This is a genomic window from Exiguobacterium sp. SH5S13 (genome assembly GCF_004337085.1).
GTDB classification, from domain to species: domain Bacteria; phylum Bacillota; class Bacilli; order Exiguobacteriales; family Exiguobacteriaceae; genus Exiguobacterium; species Exiguobacterium aurantiacum_A.
The window spans coordinates 128,025-148,534 of sequence record NZ_SJUS01000001.1; the positions used below are offsets into that span (position 1 = coordinate 128,025).

Annotated in this window: 20 protein-coding genes and 1 riboswitch; of the genes, 2 read left to right on the forward strand and 18 right to left on the reverse strand. The window is 53.9% G+C overall.

The window, feature by feature from the left end; all coding sequences use genetic code 11:
* Nucleotides 1-80: 80 nt before the first annotated feature.
* Nucleotides 81-1,082 carry a signal recognition particle-docking protein FtsY gene (gene ftsY, locus EVJ30_RS00685; RefSeq protein WP_131456221.1) on the reverse strand — a complete coding sequence of 334 codons (1,002 nt, stop codon included), beginning with the start codon at nt 1,080-1,082 and terminating at the stop codon, nt 81-83.
* Entirely contained in the window at nt 1,079-4,645 is a 3,567-nt protein-coding gene (gene smc / locus EVJ30_RS00690; protein WP_131467773.1) for a chromosome segregation protein SMC, read from the reverse strand. The genes ftsY and smc overlap by 4 nt, the downstream gene beginning before the upstream one ends.
* A gap of 106 nt (nt 4,646-4,751) precedes the next feature.
* On the opposite strand from smc, the gene EVJ30_RS00695 reads away from it, so the two are divergent.
* Nucleotides 4,752-4,946 carry a DUF1128 family protein gene (locus EVJ30_RS00695; protein ID WP_016509709.1) on the forward strand — a complete coding sequence of 65 codons (195 nt, stop codon included), beginning with the start codon at nt 4,752-4,754 and terminating at the stop codon, nt 4,944-4,946.
* Nucleotides 4,947-4,983: 37 nt separating this feature from the next.
* Here EVJ30_RS00695 and rnc read toward each other — a convergent pair whose 3' ends face one another.
* The 11 genes from rnc to EVJ30_RS00750 form a co-directional block, all read right to left on the reverse strand.
* Nucleotides 4,984-5,700 (reverse strand): ribonuclease III, encoded by a 717-nt coding sequence (gene rnc / locus EVJ30_RS00700; RefSeq protein WP_370250773.1) that lies wholly within the window; start codon nt 5,698-5,700, stop codon nt 4,984-4,986.
* Between the two features lie 121 nt (nt 5,701-5,821).
* Nucleotides 5,822-6,061 carry an acyl carrier protein gene (acpP, locus tag EVJ30_RS00705; protein WP_016509693.1) on the reverse strand — a complete coding sequence of 80 codons (240 nt, stop codon included), beginning with the start codon at nt 6,059-6,061 and terminating at the stop codon, nt 5,822-5,824.
* A 59-nt stretch (nt 6,062-6,120) separates the two neighbouring features.
* On the reverse strand, nt 6,121-6,861 hold the full coding sequence (gene fabG, locus EVJ30_RS00710; RefSeq protein WP_070327516.1) for a 3-oxoacyl-[acyl-carrier-protein] reductase: 741 nt from the start codon (nt 6,859-6,861) through the stop codon (nt 6,121-6,123).
* Nucleotides 6,854-7,771: an ACP S-malonyltransferase gene (gene fabD / locus EVJ30_RS00715; RefSeq protein WP_131467775.1), complete on the reverse strand. Its 918-nt coding sequence runs from the start codon at nt 7,769-7,771 to the stop codon at nt 6,854-6,856. The genes fabG and fabD overlap by 8 nt, the downstream gene beginning before the upstream one ends.
* 18 nt (nt 7,772-7,789) lie before the next feature.
* Nucleotides 7,790-8,779 carry a phosphate acyltransferase PlsX gene (gene plsX, locus EVJ30_RS00720; RefSeq protein WP_131467778.1) on the reverse strand — a complete coding sequence of 330 codons (990 nt, stop codon included), beginning with the start codon at nt 8,777-8,779 and terminating at the stop codon, nt 7,790-7,792.
* Entirely contained in the window at nt 8,776-9,345 is a 570-nt protein-coding gene (gene fapR / locus EVJ30_RS00725) for a transcription factor FapR (protein WP_016509712.1), read from the reverse strand. Before fapR ends, plsX begins: the two co-directional genes overlap by 4 nt.
* A gap of 85 nt (nt 9,346-9,430) precedes the next feature.
* Complete coding sequence (gene recG, locus EVJ30_RS00730; protein ID WP_131467780.1) at nt 9,431-11,461, reverse strand: ATP-dependent DNA helicase RecG; 2,031 nt, start codon at nt 11,459-11,461, stop codon at nt 9,431-9,433.
* Nucleotides 11,448-12,335, reverse strand: coding sequence for an L-serine ammonia-lyase, iron-sulfur-dependent, subunit alpha (sdaAA, locus tag EVJ30_RS00735; protein ID WP_131456232.1), 888 nt, complete (start codon nt 12,333-12,335; stop codon nt 11,448-11,450). The genes recG and sdaAA overlap by 14 nt, the downstream gene beginning before the upstream one ends.
* A 12-nt stretch (nt 12,336-12,347) precedes the next feature.
* Nucleotides 12,348-13,010 (reverse strand): L-serine ammonia-lyase, iron-sulfur-dependent subunit beta, encoded by a 663-nt coding sequence (gene sdaAB / locus EVJ30_RS00740; protein ID WP_035386362.1) that lies wholly within the window; start codon nt 13,008-13,010, stop codon nt 12,348-12,350.
* A gap of 63 nt (nt 13,011-13,073) precedes the next feature.
* Nucleotides 13,074-14,750 (reverse strand): DAK2 domain-containing protein, encoded by a 1,677-nt coding sequence (locus EVJ30_RS00745; protein ID WP_201738391.1) that lies wholly within the window; start codon nt 14,748-14,750, stop codon nt 13,074-13,076.
* A gap of 22 nt (nt 14,751-14,772) precedes the next feature.
* Nucleotides 14,773-15,135, reverse strand: a complete 363-nt coding sequence (locus EVJ30_RS00750) for an Asp23/Gls24 family envelope stress response protein (RefSeq protein WP_016509701.1) — start codon at nt 15,133-15,135, stop codon at nt 14,773-14,775.
* 252 nt (nt 15,136-15,387) lie between these two features.
* Between EVJ30_RS00750 and rpmB the strand changes: the two genes are divergently transcribed.
* Nucleotides 15,388-15,576 carry a 50S ribosomal protein L28 gene (rpmB, locus tag EVJ30_RS00755; protein WP_015881349.1) on the forward strand — a complete coding sequence of 63 codons (189 nt, stop codon included), beginning with the start codon at nt 15,388-15,390 and terminating at the stop codon, nt 15,574-15,576.
* 57 nt (nt 15,577-15,633) lie between these two features.
* Here rpmB and EVJ30_RS00760 read toward each other — a convergent pair whose 3' ends face one another.
* The 5 genes from EVJ30_RS00760 to pknB all read right to left on the reverse strand — a co-directional run bounded on the left by EVJ30_RS00760 (nt 15,634) and on the right by pknB (nt 20,510).
* The gene (locus EVJ30_RS00760; RefSeq protein ID WP_131467782.1) at nt 15,634-16,221 is read right to left on the reverse strand and encodes a thiamine diphosphokinase; all 588 of its coding nucleotides are present in this window, start codon (nt 16,219-16,221) and stop codon (nt 15,634-15,636) included.
* Complete coding sequence (gene thiT / locus EVJ30_RS00765; protein WP_236633994.1) at nt 16,221-16,793, reverse strand: energy-coupled thiamine transporter ThiT; 573 nt, start codon at nt 16,791-16,793, stop codon at nt 16,221-16,223. The genes EVJ30_RS00760 and thiT overlap by 1 nt, the downstream gene beginning before the upstream one ends.
* Nucleotides 16,794-16,867: 74 nt before the next feature.
* Nucleotides 16,868-16,967, reverse strand: a riboswitch (TPP riboswitch).
* A gap of 19 nt (nt 16,968-16,986) precedes the next feature.
* Nucleotides 16,987-17,643, reverse strand: coding sequence for a ribulose-phosphate 3-epimerase (rpe, locus tag EVJ30_RS00770; protein WP_070327525.1), 657 nt, complete (start codon nt 17,641-17,643; stop codon nt 16,987-16,989).
* 1 nt (nt 17,644) lies between these two features.
* A complete protein-coding gene (gene rsgA / locus EVJ30_RS00775) occupies nt 17,645-18,529 on the reverse strand; it encodes a ribosome small subunit-dependent GTPase A (protein WP_070327526.1) in 885 nt (294 codons plus the stop codon).
* A 43-nt stretch (nt 18,530-18,572) separates the two neighbouring features.
* Nucleotides 18,573-20,510 (reverse strand): Stk1 family PASTA domain-containing Ser/Thr kinase, encoded by a 1,938-nt coding sequence (pknB, locus tag EVJ30_RS00780; protein WP_131456236.1) that lies wholly within the window; start codon nt 20,508-20,510, stop codon nt 18,573-18,575.

Genomic DNA, 20,510 nt, shown 5'->3' on the forward strand with positions numbered 1-20,510 from the left:
TGTTAAGTGAAATCCCTTTACAACTAACAATAGTACAGCCGTCCTAACGTCTTGTCAAGTTTTTTTCTTAACAGTGAAAGTTAGGCGAGGTCATCGTTTGTCTGGTCTTTTTCTTCAAATACGTCACCGAATAGTCCGAGGACGAACTGCTCTGGGTCGAACGCCTGTAAATCATCAATTTTTTCACCGAGACCGACGTATTTGACCGGGATATCGAGCTCGTTTCTGATCGCGAGGACGATGCCGCCTTTGGCCGTCCCGTCTAACTTCGTGAGCACGATCCCGCTCACGTTCGTCGCTTCCTGAAACGCTTTCGCTTGAAGCATCGCGTTCTGTCCCGTCGTCGCGTCTAACGCGAGCAAGACTTCGTGCGGACCGTTTGGCACTTCGCGTTCGATGACCCGTTTCACTTTCTCGAGCTCTTTCATCAAGTTGACCTTGTTTTGGAGTCGCCCTGCCGTATCGCAAATCAAGACGTCGACACCGCGTGACTTCGCGGCTTGGACAGCATCAAACACGACCGCGGCCGGGTCTGACCCTTCCGCTTGACGAATGACCGGGACACCGGCACGTTCACCCCATACTTGCAGCTGGTCGATCGCGCCGGCCCGGAACGTATCTCCCGCCGCAAGCATGACCGAACGACCTTCTGCTTTCAACTGATGGGCGAGTTTTCCGATTGTCGTCGTCTTGCCGACACCGTTCACACCGACGAACAAGATGACCGTCAACCCGTCCTGCATGTTCAACTCGCGGTCTGACTCGTCTTCTTGTAGACGTTTCGCCACGACTTCGACGAGGGCGTCGCGGACGGCGACCGGGTCTTTCAAATTGCGACGCTTCACTTCTTCTTTTAAATCCTCGACGAGGTCCATCGTCGTCGTCACGCCGACGTCCGCCTGGATGAGCAAATCTTCAAGTTCATCGAAGAAGTCCTCATCGACTTCACGGAACCGATAGACGAGGTCGTTGACGGCGCTCGCGAACCCGTCACGTGTTTTCGTCAATCCGTCTGTAAATTTTTGCGACACCTCTTGGGTCGAGGTCGTCAATTTATCTTTTAATTTTTTGAAAAAACTCAAGTCAATTCCTCCATCTCTTCTTCTGTCTCGACGACACGTTTCGCTTCTGATAATTCGACCGAAAGTACCTCCGAGACACCGTTTTGTTGCATCGTCACGCCATAGAGCGTGTCGGCCGCCTCCATCGTCCCTTTACGGTGGGTGATGATGACGAACTGTGTATCGATTGACAACGTGCGGACGTATTCACCGAACCGGTGGACGTTCGCCTCGTCGAGCGCTGCTTCGACCTCGTCGAGCACGCAGAACGGGACAGGGCGCGTCTTTAAAATCGCAAATAAGAGCGCGATGGCGGTCAGTGCCCGTTCGCCACCAGACAACAGACTTAACGTCTGTAACTTTTTGCCGGGCGGTTTGGCGACGATATCGATTCCTGTGTTTAATAAATCGGTCGCATCGACGAGTTTAAGGTCGGCCTCGCCGCCTCCGAACAGTTCTTTGAACGTCTGTTTGAAATGCGCGCGGACGGTCGCATACGTCTCGTTGAACAACCGTGTCACTTCTCGGTCCATTTCGGAGATGACGTCGTACAGGTCCTGTTTCGCATTGACGAGATCGTCTCGCTGTTCAGACAAGAACGTGAACCGTTCATTGACGAGTTCAAACTCTTCGATCGCACTCAAGTTGACCGGTCCGATCTCCTCGATTTGACGGACGAGCAACTTGAACTCTTCTTTCGCCTCGTCGAGCGGGATCGATAATACCGGGAGCAGGTCGTAGACGAGTCCACGTTCTTCGAGGGCGTCTAGTTTCCACTGCTGTTTCAACTCGAGTTCATTCGCCTCAGTTTCAAGCTTACGGACGTCGGCCTCGAATTGGCGGCGAACGTCCGTCGCCTGCTGCTCACGCTGCCTGAGGATACGGTGTGACTCTTCCTCTGTTTTCAGCGTTTGCGACTGCGCTTCAATTCGCCCTGTCAACACTTTCATCAGCTCCGTCGCCTCGTCATGCTCGATTCGAAGTTCCGCGGATGAGACGATCCGTCCGCTTTCGAGCCGCTCGAGTTCGTGTTTGATTTGATCGAGTCGGGTCGTCTGTTTGTCGACTTCGGCAACGAGCCGTTCGACTTCCGTATTCACCCGATCCAGGTCAAGCGTATGACGTTGCAGGTCGAGCTCGTTTAGACGGATTGCCTCTTGCAATTGCCCCGTCGTCTCCGCGCCTTTCGCCTGCTCCGCACGCAACTGCTCGAGCTCTGTCCGCAGCGACGTCTGCAACACTTCCGTCGCCTCGAGTTCACTTGCGAGGCGCGTCAATTCTGCCGAAGATGTTTCAATCGTATGCGTATAGCGATTCATCTCGTGATCGAACAGTTCGAGTTGTGCTTTCGCGTCCTGGGTCGTCCGCTCTAATTCCCGGAACGAGGTCTCTAACGCCCGAAGCGCCTCTTCCTCTTGCCGTTTCCGTGTTCTGAGCGCGTGGAGCGACTGTTTGAGACGACTCGTCTCCGCTTCATACTCGGTCACACGAAGCTGCTGTTCGTGCAGCATGGCCAACCCTTGCGTCAATCCTTGTTTCAAATCATCGAGCTCTCTTGACTGGGTGAACAGGGCGACGCCTTGTTTCCGGCTCCCCCCTGTCATCGAACCACCGACATTGACGATATCGCCGTCGAGCGTGACGATCCGGTAGCGATAGCCCGTCGTCTGAGCGATCCGGTTCGCGACCTCGAGCGTCTTGGCCACGATAACGGCCCCGAGCAAGGACCGTTTCAATTTGTCAAACAAAGGTTCCGTCGTCACGAGATCGGATGCGATGCCGACGAAGCCATCCATCGCCTCGAGACGATGGGCGACCTCGCTCGGGATAAAGCGCTCTTTCACCGTCGTCATCGGGACGAACGTAGCCCGCCCGGCATTAGCCCGGCGCAACTTGTCGATCTCACGGCGTCCGACCGCTTCATCTTCAACGACGACGTGTTGTTGCGTTTGACCGAGTGCCGTCTCGATGGCGGCCTCATATGATGGGAGCACTTGAATCAGCTCTGCAACCGCTCCGAGCACGCCGCTCGCACGGTCTTTCAATACGAATTTGACGGCATGGAAATACCCTTCGTATGACTGCTTCATCCGCTCTAACATGTCGATTCGGTCTTCGGTCTTTTGACGGCGCCGGTCGAGGTCGTGATACGATTGTTCGGCTCGCGACAACTTTTCTCGAAGCGCGACTTCCTTAGCGACCAATGCCTCTTCTTCGGCCAACAGTTCCTGCCAAGCCGCACGTGCCGCTTCAAGACGATCTCGGTTTGCATCGAGCGAGGCGGTCTGTTCGGTTCGAACGTCAAGCCGGTCCTTGTTCTCACGCAGGAGACGTGCTTTCGCTTCCTCTGCCTGCTCGATGTCACGTCGTTCCCGTTTCTGTTGGTTGCTGAGCGTGGCTCGTGTCGTTGCCAGTTCGAACGCTTCACTTTGAAGCTGTTCGATCTCCGCGTTGAAATCGCGAGTCGCCGCCGTAAGCTTCCGCGCGAGCTCGTCACGTGTCGCCTCAACGGTCTGCAACGCTTCTGACTTCAAAGCTTTGTCCGTTTGAGCGACCGACAATCGCGACTGCAACTGCTCTGTCTCTTCGACCAACTCCGCACGTTGGCGCTCGAGTCGTTCTTTCGTCTCTGCCCCGTGTTCTTCTCGCGCTTTGGCGAGTTTAATATCTCCTGAGAGCCGTTCGAGCTCAGTCGCTTGAAGACGCTCATCCTGATGGAGCGTCTCGAGGACGGCACGATGCTCAGTCAATGTTCCCTCGAGCGCAGCCCGTTCGGTGACGAGCGCGTTCAGCGCCGCTTCTTGGTTGCGTAACTGTTCTTCTGCTGCCGTCTGTTGTGTTGTGGCGAAAGTGATCTTCGCCTTGAGCTCAGTGATCTCGGCACCGAGAATCCCGGTCTCGAGGTCATCATGCCGTGCCTTGGCGACTTGGAACTCTCGAGCGAGTGCCGCTTGTTCACGAAGCGGTTCGACCCGGTCGGCAAGTTCGTATAAGATATCGTCGACGCGCGACAAGTTCAGCTCGGTGTCTTGCAACTTTCGTTCCGCTTGTTTTTTGCGTTGGCGGTACTTCAGCACGCCGGCCGCTTCTTCAATGACGGCGCGACGATCTTCCGGTTTACCCGAGATGACTTGTTCGACCCGTCCTTGCCCGATGATCGCAAACGCGTCACGGGACAAACCCGTATCCATGAACAAGTCGATGACGTCTTTCAGGCGGCACGGCTTTTTATTCATGAAATAGTCGCTGTCGCCACTGCGCGTCACGCGTCTCGTCACGCTCACTTCTTCATATGGCAGGCGCAAGTGCGCATCGCTATTATCTAAAACGAGCGTCACTTCGGCGACGTTGCGGTGGTTCTCGCCTTCGCTACCGGCAAAGATGACATCTTCCATTTTCGCCCCACGGAGCGATTTGGCCGACTGTTCGCCGAGTACCCAGCGAACAGCGTCCGATATATTTGATTTCCCGCTCCCGTTCGGTCCAACCACGGCTGTCACGCCGGGACGGAAATCTAGTTCAATCCGCTTGGCAAACGATTTAAAGCCAGCGAGTTCGATTCGTTTTAAGTGCATCGTGACCATCCTATCCTAAGTAAGCATTCATTTGTTTATTTTACCACAGTTGCTAGTTCGTCAAAATGCTAGAATCATGCTATTCTAAAAAGAACTGTAGAAAGGGGTACTACACATGACGAATGAACAAATGATCGAGGAAATCCTCGATAAAATGAACATCATCAACCGCGGTGCGATCAAGGCGGAAGAATATAACAAAGCCGATGCATCGGCCGTGAAAGAGATTTACGACTACGTGATGAACCGGTCATCACTCTCGATCTCTGAAGTCGACGGTCTCGTCGAAGAACTTGGCCAATTGACGTAACCAAAAGGAGTGGACCCGCGCGGGTCCACTCCTTTTTTTATAGGCCGGCGTATCGCCGATTGAATTCGATCAACGCTTCTTTAGCCGCGATCTGCTCGGCTTCTTTCTTCGAACGACCGATCCCTTCGCCGACGATATCGTCACTGAGACGAGCGTGGGAGACGAATTCACGGCTATGGGCCGGACCGCGTTCTTCGATGATCGTATACGTGACCGGGCCGAGCCCTTCGCGCTGTACACTCTCTTGAAGTTGACTCTTATAATCGGTCTGCTCTTCAAACACACCGGCTAAGACTTTCGGAAAAACCGCTTCGGCGAGGAACTGTTCTACTGGTTCGATCCCTTGGTCAAGGTAGAGGGCGGCGATGTATGATTCGAACACATCGGCGAGTAACGCGGGACGTTTCCGTCCGCCCGTCAGCTCTTCCCCTTTTCCAAGCAAGATAAAATCAGAGAAAGCGTAGGCTTCGGCAAAGTTCACGAGCGACGGCTCACAAACGATGGCCGCCCGTAACTTCGTTAATTCCCCCTCGGAGCGCTCCGGATACGTCTCATATAAAAACCGGGACACTGTCAACTCGAGCACCGCGTCTCCTAAAAACTCTAACCGTTCATTGTCTTTTTTCAAGCCGCGTTGTTCATTGACATATGATGAATGGGTGAACGCCTGCATTAACAGTTCTTGGTTCGTAAACTTCACACCGAGCCGTTCCTCGAGTGCCGTGAACTTCTCCACGATGCGTGCTCGCTCCACTTCATTTCGTCGGCGTCTTTGCGCCGACCCTTGACGGTCGAACCGTCGCTTATCCTTTGTCATAAGTCCCTCCGTGTATAAGCACAAGCCCACCGCTCATTATGAGCGGTGGGAGGCTTGATTACAATTTTGTTTCGATGTAAGACACGACGTCGCCCACAGTTGCAAGCTTCTCGGCATCTTCGTCTTCGATAGTGATATCGAACTTGTCTTCAAGGTCCATGACCATTTCCATCACTTCGAGCGAGTCCGCACCAAGGTCGTCTTTAAATGATTTTTCGGCTGTGATTTCAGAAACGTCTTTCCCGAGTTTCTCTGCTACTGCTGCTTGTACGTCTACTAAGATTTGTTCTTTTGTCATGATAAAATCCCTCCAAAGTAAATTATATTAAATGTACTACAATTGGTAAAGTTCTGTTTTTACGCCATCGTCATGCCGCCGTCGACGGCGATTGTCTGCCCGGTCACGTAAGCGGCCTCGCTTGACGCGAGAAACGAGACGATGCTCGCCACGTCTTCGACTTGGCCGAAGCGATTGAACGGAATTTGTCCGAGCGTCGCTTCGCGCTGCGCGTCTGTCAACGCACCGGTCATGTCGGTCTCGATAAAGCCTGGACAGACCGCGTTCACCGTCACGTGACGGGCCGCGAGCTCGCGCGCCACCGATTTTGTGAGTCCGATGAGTCCAGCTTTCGCTGCCGCATAGTTCGCTTGTCCGGCGTTCCCCGTGATTCCGACGACCGAGGCGATGTTGATGATGCGCCCTGATTTCGACTTGAGGAGCGGACGCGTCGCCGCTTGCGACGTCAAGAACGCGCCTTTCAAGTTCGTCGCGAGCACATCGTCAAAGTCGGTCTCTTTCATGCGCATGAGCAGACCGTCTCGTGTGATCCCGGCGTTGTTGACGAGGCAATCCAAACGGCCGAACGTATCGACTGCCGTCTTGACGAGTGCTTTCACATCGTCAGCGTTCGAGACGTCCGCTTTGACGGCGATCGCCTCGCTGCCCGCCGCTTCAATGGCTGCAACGACTGCTTTTGCTTGCTCGACACTACCCGAGTAATTGACGACGACTCGAAAGCCGTCTTCCCCTAAACGCTTCGCGATGGCGGCCCCGATACCCCGGGACGCACCCGTCACGATTGCTACTTGGTCATGCACGCACTTCTCCCCCTAACGCTGCAACCTCTTCTAACGTCGTCACTTGTTTAAGTGTCACGTTTTTATCGATTCGTTTGATGAGCCCGGACAACGGTGACGTCGAACCGAACTCGATGAACGTATCGACCCCCTCAGCAATCGCTTTCCGGACACAGTCCTCAAACCGGACCGAGGCGTACAGTTGCTCGGTGAGAAGAGCCTTTAGTTTCTCGGCGTCAGTATGGACCGCCGCGTCGACGTTCGAAATGATCCCAATCGTCGCATCTTTGAACGGTGACGATGCGAGCACATCTTTAAACCGTGTCGCAGCAGGCATCATATACGAGCTATGAAACGCGCCTGACACGTCTAGCGGCAACACGCGTTTCGCCCCAGCCTGTTTTAAGTCTGCCTCTGCTTGTTTGACCGCGTCGACGTGACCCGAAATGACGAACTGGCCCGGACAGTTGTAATTGGCGATTTGTACAAGGTTTCCGCTGGCACTGATCTTCTCGGTCAAGTGGAACGCTTCTGCGACATCGGTCATGCCGATGACCGCTGCCATCGTTCCATCCTTCACCTCGGACATGAGCTTACCGCGCTCACGTACGAGCACACACGCTTCTTCGAGATCGATGACGCCCGCGACGACGAGTGCCGCATACTCACCGACACTATGGCCAATCACGACGTCCGGTTTGGCACCGGTCTTCCCGTGTGCGAGCGCGAGCAGCGCCGCGTGCGCCACGATGGCAGGTTGTGCGACTTCCGTTTGTTGAAGCTCTTCTTTTGATCCGGCCGCCATGACGTCGAGCAAATCAAATCCGAGTCGACGATCGATCGCTTGCATCTGTTCAGGATCGTCTAAGAACGTTTGACCCATACCGACTGTTTGTGACCCTTGGCCGGGAAATATCCACGCTTCTCTCATGTACTCACCTTCTTTACGTTAGTCTGTTGCTTTCGCTTGTTTGATCTTCGCGACGACATCATGGTCAACCATGATTTTCGCCTGTTTGAGCGCACTCATGATGGCTAGTGCGTCACTCGACCCGTGCGCTTTGATGACGGGGGCGTTGATTCCGAACAAGCCCGCACCACCTTGCTCACGATAATCTAATGTTTGTTTCAAGTTTTTCAGTTTCGGTTTTAAGACGAGAGCGGCAAGCTTCGAGACAATATCGCTCGTGAACTGTTCTTTCAACATTTTCATGAGCATTGACGAAGCACCCTCCACACCTTTCAACAAAATGTTTCCGGCAAATCCTTCTGTCACGATGACATCGACGTCACCTGACATCGCCTCGCGGGCCTCGACGTTTCCGACGAAGTGGACCGGAGCCTGTTCGAGGAGGGGGAACGCTTCTTTCGTCAGCGCGTTTCCTTTCCCAGCCTCCGTCCCAATGTTTAGGAGCGCGACACGTGGGCGCTTGATGCCGCGGACGTGCTCGGCGTAAAGCGAACCCATGATCGCGTAATCAACCAAATGTTCTGCCTTAGCGTCCGGATTGGCCCCGACGTCTAAGACGACGACACCGCTACCCGTATATGTAGGGAACGTTGGCGACAGTGCCGGACGTTCGATTCCAGGAATCCGACCGATGACAAAAAGCGAAACCGCCATGAGCGCCCCGGTGTTCCCGGCCGATACGAGTCCATCTGCTTTCCCGTCTTTGACGAGCTGAGCCGCTACGACGAGCGAGCTGTCTTTCTTCCGGCGAACCGCCCGGACCGGTTCATCTTCGCCTGTGATGACTTCGCTCGCAGGAACGATTGTAATCCGTGGGTCGGTCAACCCGTAGGACGCAAGCAACACTCCATCACCGACTAGAAACAGTTCCATCTGCTCGTCCGGAAAACGTTCAGCAAATTGTTTTACGCCGTCCACGATTGCTTTTGGGGCATGATCCCCACCCATTGCATCAATTGCTAACTTCATACTTGTTCCTCCTCACCGCGACGATAAATCGTGAAGTCTCCGCTAAAGACACACTCTTCGCCGACATAACTATCCACTGAGACGTCCGTCCGTCCGTCTCGACGCAGTTTGACAACACGAGCCTTGGCAACGACTCGCTCTCCGAGATGAACTTGGCGACTAAACCGGATTTCCGCTTTAGTGGTCAACGCCAGTTCGTCGTCGATGAGCGCCACCGCTAACGAGTTGGCCTGAGCGAACAAAACGTGTCCACGGGCGATCTCGTTGCGGCTAAAGACGTGTTCTCTTTCCATGTCGAGAACCGAGATGGCCGATTCGTCGAGTTTCAAGTCAATCATATCACCGATGACCTCGCTCATTGCGAGCGACTTCACTTCATCGAGGTGCTCTGAAGCAACATGCTTGATCCGTTCCCGGACTTCAGGAATTTTAAGCTCCATCCGATCAAGACGGATCGTTTGAATGCTGACGGCGAACTGCTTCGACAGTTCGTCGTCTTTAATGAACGGGTTATGTTCAATCGTTTCTTGCAGTAAGCGTTGCCGCTCCTTCTTAGGTACCCGCATTCAGTTCCCTCCTAAACTCTTCCCTAAAGAACTTAATACCTGGTACTAATAGCAGTATATATTCTTTAGTTTTAATTTTCAAGTGTTATTCTAACCTTTCGCCGACAAGTAAGTCGAGTCGCTTCAAGTATTGACGCAGCGGTCTGTACGAGGACTCCTGCCAAAACGTCTCGCTGCCGAGCAAGCGGACGGCGTCTTGCATCGCCACTTCCATCACTTTGAGGTCGAGCACCGGGTCGGCGACACGGAAACTCGGCAACCCGCTTTGGGCTGTCCCAAAGAAGTCGCCGGCGCCGCGGAGTTCTAAATCTTTTTCCGCTAACACGAATCCGTCGTTCGTCTCCGTCATCGTCTTCAAGCGGAGCTTCCCGACATCAGACTTCGGGTCTCCTACTAATATACAATAAGATTGATGTGCGCCTCGACCGACGCGTCCCCGTAACTGATGGAGCTGGGCCAAACCGAACCGTTCCGCATCGTGGATCACGATGAGCGAGGCGTTCGGCACGTTCACCCCGACCTCGACGACCGTCGTCGACACGAGAATTTGCAGGGAGTTGTCAGCGAACGCCTTCATCACTTCATCTTTCTCGGCACTCGACAGTTTTCCGTGCATGAGTCCGACCGCATAGTTCGGGAATCGCTCATTGAGTAAATGATACAACTCGGTTGCGCTCTCGACTTCGAGCGTATCGGATTCCTCGATCAATGGCGCGATGACGTACGCTTGACGTCCGAGTGACAGTTCGCGCTCGACCATCACATGCACCCGGTCGATTTGATCCGTTTTCGCCCAATACGTCTCGATCGGCTTCCGGCCTGCCGGCATCTCATCGATTGTCGACACATCCATCTCCCCGAACGCGCTGATCGCGAGCGTCCGCGGAATCGGCGTCGCCGTCATATACAAGACGTCCGCAAGATCAGCCTTGTCTCGTAACATTTTCCGCTGCTCGACGCCGAACCGGTGTTGCTCATCCGTGATCGCCAAGTGCAGACGCGAAAACTCAACCGGCCCTTGAATCAAGGCGTGCGTGCCGACGATGATGTCGACGTCACCGGCTTTGATCGCTTCGAGCAACGTAGCGCGCGCCTTCCCTTTGACCGAACTCGTCAATAAGGCGACACGGATCCCGTACGGCTCGAACAGTTGTTCAAGCGAAGCGACATGCTGCTCGGCCAAAATTTCGGTCGGCACCATGAGCGCGCCTTGATAACCCGCGTTCACTGTCGCATACAAGGCGATCGCGGCAACGACTGTCTTCCCGCTCCCGACATCCCCTTGCAACAGGCGATTCATGCGTTCGGGCTTCTCGATATCACTCACGATCTCACGAATGACGCGCGTCTGTGCACCCGTCAACGGGAAAGCGAGCCGCTTGACGAACTCGTTGAGTTGCGTTTTTTCGAGCGTGAGCGCCCTCCCTTTCCCGGAACGTTCCATCTTTCGAAACGCCTGAAGCTTCAATTGATAAAGCAGGCATTCTTCGTACACATAACTGCGGCGCGCTTGTTTGTACATCTCGATCGAATCAGGGAAATGCATCCCTCTGAGCATCGACGCCCGGTTCTCCAAGCGGTAACGCAAGCGGATTGATTCCGGCAGCCGGTCCTCAAACGTCGTCGTCTGATCGAAGGCGAGTTTGACGATTCGACTGAAATTCTTTTGCGTCAATCCGGCACGAAGCGAATAGATCGGCTGTAACCCGTCCTCGAGCTCACCGAACTCGAGATCGGTCGCACTGATCGTCATCCGGTTCATATCCCATTTCCCTTTGACCGTCACCGTCGCACCAAGCGCCAGTTTGTCTTTATAGAAAGCGCGGTTGAACATCGTCACATGGACGACGTAGCGCTCTTCTAACAACAGCCGGAACTGAAGTCGATTTTTGCCTTTACTATAATAGCGGACGAGCGGTTCCGCTTGAACGGTCCCACTCCATTTGACCAGGTCCCCGTGGACTGCCGTCGTCACGGTGCCGCTGTTATAATTTTCATAACGAAACGGGACGTGCTCTAGCACGTCCTCGATTCGTTCGAGACCCATCGTCTCTAGTTTTTTGGCCATCTCTGGCCCGACCCCTCGGAGCGTCGTCAACGCGTCACTGTTTGGCATTTTCTTTCTCTCCAAAAATATTGCGTTCGATCCGACGTGCTGTCGGTGTATTGGCGAGTCCGCCCCGTGCCGTCTCTTTCAAGGCGGTCGGCATCATTTGACCGATCTCGTACATCGCTGAGATGACTTCATCGCACGGGATGCGGGACGTGATGCCCGCGAGCGCCATATCAGCCGCGACAACCGCGTTCGCCCCACCCATGGCGTTCCGTTTGACGCAAGGTACTTCGACAAGACCCGCTACCGGATCGCAGACGAGCCCGAGCATGTTTTTCAAGGCGATCGCAAACGCCGTCGCCGACTGTTCCGGCGTCCCGCCGGCCGCTTCGACGATGGCTGCTGCAGCCATACCGGTCGCGGAACCGACTTCGGCCTGACAGCCTCCGGCCGCACCCGAAATCGAGGCGTTGTTCGCGACGACGAATCCGAACGCGCCCGAGGTGAATAAATACCGAATCATCGCATCGCGGTCCATCTCGAGACGGTCCTTGACCGCAAATAGCGTCCCCGGTACGACCCCGGCGCTCCCCGCCGTCGGTGTCGCGCAAATCCGTCCCATCGCCGCATTCACTTCGTTCGTGCCAATCGCTTTGGCGACGGCATCTAAAATCAAGTCACCGGCAAGTGATTTGCCCGATCGGACATAGTCTTGCATGAGCACGGCGTCATTCCCAGTCAGCCCCGTCACAGACGTCACGCCTTGCATCGCCCGCTCGACCGCTTCTTCCATCACTTCAAGGTTACGTTCCATCATCGCCATGACCTCTTCTCGTGTCGAGCGTCTGACGTGGACTTCTTGCTCGATCATCACTTCAGAGATCGGGATGTCTCGTTCCGTTGCCGTCCGTACTAATTCTTCTACTGATTTAAACATAGTCGTTTCTCCTTATTCCCCAAAGATGGCTACCCGTTCGATTTGAGGTAACCGTTCCAGTTCCGCTAATACATCTTTTGGCATCGGTTCATCCATTTCAATCGCCATCAAGGCTTGCTTGCCTTTTTCATGACGGCTCACTTCCATATGCCCGATGTTCAGTTCGTGCTTGGCGAGTATGCCCGTCACGGCCGCGATCGCCCCGAAGCGATCGTGATGCAAGACGACAAGTGCCGGTCCACCGCCGGAAAGCTTGAGCGGGAATCCGTTCAATTCGGTGATTTCAATCGTGCCACCGCCAATCGAGATCCCAACGATCTCAAACGTCCCCTCCGCGTCCTCGAGATGAACCCGGGCCGTGTTCGGATGATCCGTGAGCGCGTCGCTCGTCTCAAAGACGACTTCGATCCCCCGCTCTTTCGCGATGTCGAGCGCTTGCGGGATGCGCAGATCGAACGTATCGAACCCCATGATGCCTCCGACGATGGCGACGTCCGTCCCATGACCTCGATACGTGTCGGCGAACGACCCGTAAAACGTGATCCGCGCGAGGTCCGGCGTTCGGCCGAACAGTTTGCCGGCCATAAGACCGATGCGTGCGGCTCCGGCCGTATGCGAACTCGATGGTCCGACCATGACCGGCCCGATAATATCAAACACACTGCGATATTTCATCGCATTTCCCCCTTTCAAAAAAACCCTACCTTCATTATACAGAAGGCAGGGCTGAGATACAGCTTATTCCACACTAAAAATGTAGGAGTAGAGCGGTTGTTTACCGTCGTGAACTTCGATTTCAATCTCATCGTTCTTCGATTCGATGTAAGCCGAGAGTGTTGCGACATCTTCCGCCGACGAACCTTCGCCCGTCAAGATCGTGACAATCTCATCATCCGCGTCCACAAGTGCATCTACGAGCGCTTTTGCCGCTTCTAGACTCGATTTTGATGATGCGACGATTTTCTTCTCAGCAATCGCCATATGATCATCTTTACGAATCTCGACACCGTCGATACTCGTGTCACGGACAGCGTATGTCACTTGTCCTGACTTGACCGTAGTTGCGGCCGTCTTCATGACCGACTCGTTCGTCTCGACATCCGCTTCAGGATTGAACGCGATGGCAGCCGCTAGTCCTTGTGGTACCGTCTTCGTCGGAATGACCGAGACGCCGCAAGGTGCGACCGATGCCGCTTGCTCAGCGGCCATGATGATGTTCGAGTTGTTCGGGAAGATGAAGACGTGCTCGGCGTTCGCCGCTTCAATCGCTTTGACGATGTCTTCCGTCGACGGGTTCATCGTCTGCCCGCCTTCGATGACATGTGCGGCACCGAGCGAACGGAACAGTTCACTGACACCTTCACCCATGGCGACGGTGACGATCGCGTAAGGCACTTTCGCTTTGACGGCAGTCGCTTGAACGCCGTGCTGGTTGGCACCGTGCTCTTCTTCAAGAATCGTCGAATGCTGTTGACGCATGTTCTCGATCTTGACCGCGACAAGCTCACCAAAACGTTGTCCTTTCGTGATGACGTCGCCCGGCGTCTCGACGTGAACGTGGACTTTGAGCAACTCTTCGTCGGCGACGACAAGGAGCGAGTCTCCGAGTTCAGACAACTCGTTACGGAACACGTCCTCATCGAACGGAGTCTGTTTCAACTTTTCGTCTTGGAAACGGACCATGATCTCCGTGCAATATCCAAATTCGATATCTTCCGTCGACATGAAACCTTGCGCAGCATGGTGTTCTGCCTCAACGAGGGCATCCATGACCGGTGCGTGCGGCTTCTCGAGCTCTTTCCCTTCAAGGCTCGCGAGGAACCCTTCATAGATGACGAGGAGACCTTGACCGCCTGAGTCGACGACACCGACTTCTTTTAAGACCGGTAACAAATCAGGTGTCCGCTCGAGCGACGCTTTCGCTTCCGTGATCACTTGCTCCATGAACTCATTGAAGTCGCTCGTCGACTCAGAGGCACGGAGCGCTTCGTCGGCCGCTTCACGAGCAACCGTCAAAATCGTTCCTTCAACCGGTTTCATAACCGCCTTGTATGCCGTGTCGACGCCACGTTTGAGTGCCTCGGCAAAGTCGAGTGTCGATAATTCTGTCTTTCCTTCGATTGATTTACCGAAACCACGGAATAATTGGCTTAAAATAACACCCGAATTACCACGGGCCCCCATAAGTAGACCGCGGGCAAACTTTGATGACACGTCAGCGATATTCGCCGTGTCGAGTGCGGCCACTTCCTTCGCACCTGAAGTCATCGTCAAATTCATGTTCGTTCCCGTGTCGCCGTCTGGGACCGGGAAGACGTTAAGCGAATCCACGTAATCTGCATTTTGGCTCAAGTTGGCTGCACCGTTTGCGACCATCTGCGCAAACACCAATCCATCTAAACGTTTTAACCCCACACCAAATCCTCCTTCGTTCTCGTCAGTCATTCGTCAGACGAACGCCTTGTACGAATATATTTACCGACGAAACGTTTAATCCTAAAGTTTCACCGAGCGTGTATTTTACACGACTTTGCACGTTGTACGCGACTTCCGACACTTTCGTCCCGTAGCTCACGATGATGTGCATATCGATATGTACGTCTTCTCCATCTTGACGTACGACAACGCCACGCGCATAGTTCTCACGTTTGAGCAGTTCTGCGATCCCGTCTTTCAGTTGAGCTTGTGACGCCATTCCTACGACGCCGAAACATTCCATCGCCGCACCGCCCGCGAGTGTCGCGACCACGTCGTTCGTGATATCAATATTGCCATATGTTGTCTTCATTTCAATTGCCATATGGAGTAGCCTCCTTTATTCGGAATGATTCCTACAGTATATTCTACAATAAGTACCTAGTTATTAAAAGGACATGCCCCTAAACTCGGTCAATTGTAACCGCAACCCTCATTCATTATTAAAATCCTCATCCGTAATGTCAAGTTTTTTTCTTGTCATCCGGTTATTTTCTAGTTGCATCGTGAAAAAACCCATGCTAATATAAACGAGTGTCTATTAGGACGAACCCACATAAAAAAGGAGGGGAAACGCATGGCACGTAAATGCTACGTAACAGGTAAGTCACCTAAGTCAGGTAACAACCGTTCGCACGCACTCAACAAGACAAAACGTACTTGGGGTGTAAACGTACAAAAAGTTCGCATTCTCGTTGACGGTAAACCTAAACGAGTTTGGGTTTCAGCTCGCGCTCTTAAATCAGGTCTCGTTGAACGCGTATAATTACCATACACGAACGAAATAAATCCCAGCGGCATGCGCCGATGGGATTTTTTTTGTTTATTTCTTTATATACATAATCAAGACGTTGCCGCTATGAACGAGCAAGTCCGCCTCTTCCGCCGACCACTCGTTTGAGATCGTCAGCGCCTCATGGCTGACGACGTCATGGTTCTCGAGCGGGTACTTGACGCCACGAATCGAGACCGAGGCCCGTTTCCAAGGTACGAGCGACAAGTAATGGTCAGGACGACGCGGGAGACGATAGTCCCCTTTTCCGACGAGGCGGACTTCTTGCCCGTCTGCGAACAACCGCATCTCGGGGTACGCCTCGAGCAGACCGACGTTGCTGAGCGTCATATCGAGTCTGCCTCCGAGTGCACCGTACACGTCGATCACGTCCGCCCCTTTCCCTCGTGCCGCCTCGAGAGCGATCTCAAGGTCGGTCACGTCTTTTTCAGACGGATAACGGACAGCTTCCTCCGGCACGGTGCCTGTGAACGAATCAAAGTCACCGACGAGCAGGTCCGGCTTCATCCCACGGTCGATCAGCGTATGATAGCCGCCGTCGACGCCGATGACGTAATCGGCGTTCCGAGGAAGCTCAGGGACCGCTTCCGGGCTCGCAGCCACAATCAAGACGCGCATTATCTGATGTCCCGTGTCGCGAGCGTCGCGAAGCGCGGCGCCGACGTGAACAAGATCACGATCACGACCGCCGAGACGAGGAACGACGGCAACATATACGTCAAGTTATAGCCGAGCGAGTACAAGACGACCGGTCCTTCCGCATACTCGGCGAAGAAGACGATGCCGGAGACGACGTGCGCAACATATCGGAGCGCCGAGCCGATCAACGCCCCGAGAATCAAATAGAACGTGAGCGTTTTCTTGGCGCCGTCTTTTGCCGACTGTTTGACTTGACCGGCGAAGATACCGGCGACTCCGACGAGGCCGTAGGCGACCGTGTAGTCGAGTAAAAACTGGACCGGTGTGAAGATATAGGCCCCAAATAACAGTTGTAGCGTCCCGACGAGCGCGCCTGTCGCGAGTCCGCCTCTCAATCCATGCCGATACGCCATCACGAGAATCGGCAGCATCGCCAGGCTGACTGCTCCGCCTTGCGGCAACCGATATGGGATGAGCATGTCAAAGATCAGTCCGAGCGAGGCGAACAGCGAGATTTCAATGAGCGCCTGTAGTTTTAAACGTTGTTTCATCTTATTCCCTCCTTGATATGAGTGAACGACAAAAAGCAGCATGACGTAAACGCCATGCTGCTATCGTGTAGCAACGTGCATTTTCGCCACATCCCTACGTCCGTGTGAACGGAACAGGTTCAAAGGGTTAGCTCATGCCTCTCAGCCACAGATGTGACACCCCTTGCGACAATATTTGTTGTTCTACAGACGATTATACACGAGACGCGTTGCGAATGCTATCGATTGCGTCTTTATAGCTCGGTTCGTTATAGATGGCCGAACCGGCAACGAGGACGTCAGCACCTGCGTCGATACAAAGTTTTGCCGTCGCAGGATTTACGCCGCCATCGATCTCGATTTCGAAGTCGAGACGACGCGCTTGGCGCATCTCGCTGAGCGCCGCGATCTTCGGGACGACCGCTTCGATGAACGCTTGGCCGCCAAAGCCAGGGTTCACGGTCATGAGCAACACCATATCGACATCACCGAGCACGTGCTCGATTGACGACAACGGTGTATGTGGGTTCAAGACGACACCACACTTAGCGCCGGCTCCTTTGATTTGTTGCAATACGCGATGCAAATGGTTTGTCGCCTCGACATGGACCGTGACGATATCGGCGCCTGCTTGAACGAAGTCCTCGACGAACCGTTCCGGCTGGTCGATCATCAAATGGACGTCTAATACCATGTCCGACTTGTCACGCAAACTTTTGAGTACCGGCAGTCCAATCGAGATGTTCGGCACGAACTGACCGTCCATGACGTCAAAATGGATGTAATCGGCCCCTGCTTCTTGGACCGCTTTGACCTCTGCCTCAAGGTTGGCAAAATCGGCCGACAGGATCGATGGTGCGATTTTAATCATGTTAGTACCTCCGTTGTCTATCTTTTAATTCCTCCATAAACGTAACATAGTTCGCATAGCGGGTGGAAGCGATTTCTCCGGCCTCGACCGCCGCTTTGACGGCACAACCTGGCTCGTTCAAATGGGCGCAACCACGGAATTTACAGTCATCGTGCCGCAAGACGAATTCAGGGAAACACCAACGCATCTCCTCGACTTCAAGTTCTTCCGGGAACTCAAGACTCGAGAATCCAGGTGTATCGGCGACGAACCCGTCCGCGAGTGTGATGAGCGTGACGTGACGCGTCGTATGCTTCCCGCGGCCAAGCGCTTTCGAAATCTTACCAGTCGCGAGTTCAAGCTCCGGTGCGACCGCGTTCAGCAACGAACTCTTCCCGACGCCGGTCTGTCCGGCGAATACGCTCGTCTTGTCTTTGAACGCACTGCGGATGAGCTCGATCCCAGCTCCGTCTTCGGTCGACGTCTCAATGACTTGATAGCCGATCGAACGGTATAGCGCTGCCGCCGCACTAATTTTTTCCTTTTCAGCTTCTAGCAACAAGTCCATCTTCGTCAACACGATGATCGGGTGAACTTGCTTCGATTCGATCAAAATGAGAAAGCGGTCAAGCAAATGAAACGAGAACGCCGGCTCTTTCACGGAAAAGAGCAGAAACGCCTGATCGATGTTGGCGATCGGCGGACGGACGAGATGGTTCGACCGCTCATCGACAGCCATGATGTAGCCGGTCCCGTCCCCTTGGTCTTGAATATCCACGTCGTCCCCGACGACGGGCGAAATGTTTCGGTTCCGGAAGTTTCCCCGGGCGCGACATCTGATTTCAACTTTCGTTTCGGTCATGACATCATAAAATCCACCTTGCAAGCGAATAATCGTTCCTTTCATCCTGTTTCCTCCTTAGAAAAGAGGTGACGCGCACGCCACCTCTTCATTGTGAATCTTTTGCTTGGGCGTATGTCACCGTATCGGTCCGAACGACTTCTCCCTCGACTTCAATCGTCGCGGTACCGACTTCGTCCGGAGCAATGACGAGCGTATAGGAATACGTCGTCGTTTCTGTGATCATATCACGCAACACTTCGATCTCACCACGGGCATCGACGGTACGGATGACGACTTCGACCGGCTCCGCCTCTTCACCTTCTGCCGACGGTTCGATTTCGACGTCCACTTCTCGCTCGATCGAGATGTCGGTCGGCTCGACCCCTTGTGAGACGATGACCGTCAGTTCCGTTCCCGGATCGACCGCCGTCCCTGACGTCGGAAGTTGACGAATGATTTGATTCGCCGGGATGCTCGTCGAATACTCATCGCGTTTCACGATTTTCAAGTTGTTTTGCTCGGCGTAAGTTGACGCCTCTTCGAACGTATAGCCTGTCAAATTGGCGAGCTCGATTTTGTTGCTTCCGGTCGAGACGACGAGCGTGACCGTCTCTTCCGACGCGATAACTTCCTCACCTGGCGTGATCGACTGCGAAATCACATCTCCGCTGTCGACCGTTTCGGACGATTCGGATTGGATTTCAATATCTGTGAAATCAAGATCTTTCAACGTTCGTTCCGCTGCTGTTTGCGACAATCCCTCGACGTCAGGCATCTCGACCGTCTCTTTTCCAGCGGACACGACGATGGTGACGACCGTTCCGCGCTTCGGCTTCCGTCCAGGTTGCGGGTTTTGCGAAATCACGTCGCCTTCAGACACGTTGTCACTCACCCGGTCTGTCGTCTCAACGATGAATCCGGATGCTTCCAGTTCAGTCGTCGCATCACCGACGCTCATACCGACGACATCAGGCACGACGGCACGTGACATTTCATCTGCAACCACATACGCGGCAACCCCGCCACCAATTAATAAAAGAACGAGCACTAGCCAGAGCCACCACTTCTTTTTCTTTTGTTTCTTCGGTGTCGCCGATTCCGGTTCGACTGCAGCTGCCGGCTGCTTGACGACTTCTTTCGGTTCTTCCGGAACGACAGGTGCCATGACGAGCGTCTGATCAAATTCGTCTTGTTCTGTCGGCATCCGTTTCGGTTCGTCCGCGCGGTCTGAGCTGAGCGATGTCAAGCAGTCTTTTTTAAAAGCAGCAACCGAGGCATGTCGTGCCCCCGGCGATTTGGCGAGCGCCTGCATAATACAGTTCTCAAGCGCTTGTGGAATTTTAGGGTTCAAGTCGAGCGGTCGGATCGGATCATCTTGCAAATGTTGTAACGCGACCGCGACCGGCGTCTCACCGATGAACGGGACTCGTCCTGTCACAAGTTCGTATAGCACCGCACCGAGCGAATAAATGTCTGACTTCTCATCGGCAAACTTGCCACGCGCTTGTTCCGGAGAGAAGTAGTGGACCGACCCGAGGACTGACATCGTATGGGTCAGCGTCGCGTTCGACATGGCCACGGCAATCCCGAAATCGGTCACTTTGACGTTCCCGTTTTGGTCGATCATCATGTTTTGCGGTTTGATATCCCGATGAATGATGCGATGGGCATGGGCATGATCGATCGCATCACAGATCTGTCCCATGATCCGTAACGCTTCCTCGATTGATATGTACTCTTCCTGTAAATATTGTTTGAGCGTCATACCATCGACATGTTCCATGACGATGTAATAAATGTCTTGTTCATCTCCGACGTCATAAATGGCGACGATGTTTGGATGGTTCAGACTGGTTGCCGCATGGGCTTCTCGTTCGAACCGGCGTATAAATTGTTCGTTATGCGAGAATTCAGATCGTAACACCTTAATGGCGACGGTTCGGTTTAAAATCTCATCGTGAGCCCGGTAGACATTTGCCATGCCGCCGCTACCGATTTGTTGTTCGATCCGATAACGATCGTTGATTCGTTCTCCACTTCGCAT

What these genes read in the sequence shown, in the direction of transcription:
- fapR (WP_016509712.1), bottom strand. Translation starts at nt 9,345, where the DNA reads ATGCGGGTACCTAAGAAGGAGCGGCAACGCTTACTGCAAGAAACGATT.
- rpe (WP_070327525.1), bottom strand. Translation starts at nt 17,643, where the DNA reads ATGATTAAAATCGCACCATCGATCCTGTCGGCCGATTTTGCCAACCTT.
- acpP (WP_016509693.1), bottom strand. Translation starts at nt 6,061, where the DNA reads ATGACAAAAGAACAAATCTTAGTAGACGTACAAGCAGCAGTAGCAGAG.
- recG (WP_131467780.1), bottom strand. Translation starts at nt 11,461, where the DNA reads ATGCCAAACAGTGACGCGTTGACGACGCTCCGAGGGGTCGGGCCAGAG.
- pknB (WP_131456236.1), bottom strand. Translation starts at nt 20,510, where the DNA reads ATGCGAAGTGGAGAACGAATCAACGATCGTTATCGGATCGAACAACAA.
- EVJ30_RS00760 (WP_131467782.1), bottom strand. Translation starts at nt 16,221, where the DNA reads ATGCGCGTCTTGATTGTGGCTGCGAGCCCGGAAGCGGTCCCTGAGCTT.
- plsX (WP_131467778.1), bottom strand. Translation starts at nt 8,779, where the DNA reads ATGAAGTTAGCAATTGATGCAATGGGTGGGGATCATGCCCCAAAAGCA.
- rpmB (WP_015881349.1), top strand. Translation starts at nt 15,388, where the DNA reads ATGGCACGTAAATGCTACGTAACAGGTAAGTCACCTAAGTCAGGTAAC.
- EVJ30_RS00695 (WP_016509709.1), top strand. Translation starts at nt 4,752, where the DNA reads ATGACGAATGAACAAATGATCGAGGAAATCCTCGATAAAATGAACATC.
- thiT (WP_236633994.1), bottom strand. Translation starts at nt 16,793, where the DNA reads ATGAAACAACGTTTAAAACTACAGGCGCTCATTGAAATCTCGCTGTTC.
- sdaAA (WP_131456232.1), bottom strand. Translation starts at nt 12,335, where the DNA reads ATGTTTAAATCAGTAGAAGAATTAGTACGGACGGCAACGGAACGAGAC.
- sdaAB (WP_035386362.1), bottom strand. Translation starts at nt 13,010, where the DNA reads ATGAAATATCGCAGTGTGTTTGATATTATCGGGCCGGTCATGGTCGGA.
- rsgA (WP_070327526.1), bottom strand. Translation starts at nt 18,529, where the DNA reads ATGAAAGGAACGATTATTCGCTTGCAAGGTGGATTTTATGATGTCATG.
- fabD (WP_131467775.1), bottom strand. Translation starts at nt 7,771, where the DNA reads ATGAGAGAAGCGTGGATATTTCCCGGCCAAGGGTCACAAACAGTCGGT.
- smc (WP_131467773.1), bottom strand. Translation starts at nt 4,645, where the DNA reads ATGGTCACGATGCACTTAAAACGAATCGAACTCGCTGGCTTTAAATCG.
- EVJ30_RS00750 (WP_016509701.1), bottom strand. Translation starts at nt 15,135, where the DNA reads ATGGCAATTGAAATGAAGACAACATATGGCAATATTGATATCACGAAC.